This window comes from Halovulum marinum, assembly GCF_009697225.1.
In the GTDB taxonomy this organism is placed as follows: Bacteria; Pseudomonadota; Alphaproteobacteria; order Rhodobacterales; family Rhodobacteraceae; genus Halovulum; species Halovulum marinum.
This window is the reverse complement of sequence record NZ_WIND01000064.1, coordinates 1-1,308: the sequence shown is the minus strand read 5'-3', so window position 1 is coordinate 1,308 and position 1,308 is coordinate 1. Positions and strand designations below refer to the sequence as shown.

Here is a 1,308-nt window from a genome sequence, read left to right as displayed (position 1 = left end):
GATAACGTAAAGAATCTTTCGCACTTTCAGATTTGACGGCTCCTTCTACAGTGAAGGAGCGACGGGATGGACGACGAGAAGGATACGGCGATGGGGCAGGTGATCCGGATCGACGAGGCGCGGATCAGGGATCACCTCGGCGAGATGGTGCGTGGGACGGTCGAGGAAGCGCTGAACGCGATGCTTGACGCGGAGGCGGATCGATTGTGCGGGGCGGGCCGCTATGAGCGCAGCGAGGGCCGCCAGGACACGCGGGCCGGCAGCTATGAGCGGGCGCTGCACACCAAGGCCGGAGAGGTGAAGCTGAAGGTGCCGAAGCTGCGGCGACAGACCTTCGAGACCGCCATCATCGAACGCTACCGGCGCCGGGAGAGCTCGGTCGAGGAGGCGCTGATCGAGATGTATCTGGCGGGCGTGTCCGTGCGGCGCGTCGAGGACATCACCGAGGCGCTGTGGGGTACGCGGGTGAGCCCCGGCACGGTGTCGAACCTCAACAAGAAGATCTACGCCAAGATCGAGGAGTGGCGGAACCGGCGGATCGAGGGCGAGCACCCGTATCTCTACCTCGACGGGATCGTCATGAAGCGAACATGGGCGGGCGAGGTGCGCAACGTCTCGCTGCTGGTGGCCAGCGCCGTCAACTCCGAGGGCTACCGCGAGATCCTCGGCATCTGTGAGGGCGCCAAGGAAGACAAATCCGGCTGGTCGGCCTTCCTGCGCCACCTGGTCGACCGTGGCCTGAGCGGCGTGCAACTGATCATCTCGGACGCGTGCCGTGGCCTCGTCGAAAGCATCGCCGACTATCTGCCCGACGCGCGCTGGCAACGCTGCATGGTGCATTTCTATCGCAACGTCTTCAGCCACGTGCCGACAACGAAGGTGCGCGAGATCAGCCACATGCTGAAGGCGATCCACGCCCAGGAGAGCCGCGAAGCGGCGCAGGAGAAGGCCGCCACCATCGTGGAGGACCTGCGCCGCCAGAAGCTGGGGAAAGCGGCCGAACTGATCGAGGCGCATATCGACGAGACGCTGAGCTACTACAGATTCCCCGACAGCCACTGGCTGAAGATCCGCACCAACAACCCGCTGGAGAGGATCATGAAGGAAATCCGCCGCCGCACCCGTGTGGTGGGCGCATTTCCCGACGGGCAGAGCTGCCTGAACCTGGCCGCGGCCCGCCTGCGCCACATCGCGGGCAGCCAATGGTCGACACGCAAATACATGAACATGGCCCCGCTCTACGCGGAGCAAACCTCAACCCACGGAGCCGTCGCCTGAGAAAATGTGCGAAAGATTCTGGACACTACC

Annotated in this window: 1 protein-coding gene; it reads left to right on the top strand. The window is 64.1% G+C overall.

Annotation, left to right across the window (positions count from 1 at the left end):
• Positions 1-90 precede the first annotated feature (90 nt).
• Positions 91-1,278: an IS256 family transposase gene (locus GE300_RS22005; protein WP_233417318.1), complete on the top strand. Its 1,188-nt coding sequence runs from the start codon at positions 91-93 to the stop codon at positions 1,276-1,278.
• Positions 1,279-1,308 lie beyond the last annotated feature (30 nt).

Bases quoted from the DNA above. Each gene is read 5' to 3' on its own strand.
- GE300_RS22005 (WP_233417318.1), top strand. From the start codon at position 91: ATGGGGCAGGTGATCCGGATCGACGAGGCGCGGATCAGGGATCACCTC.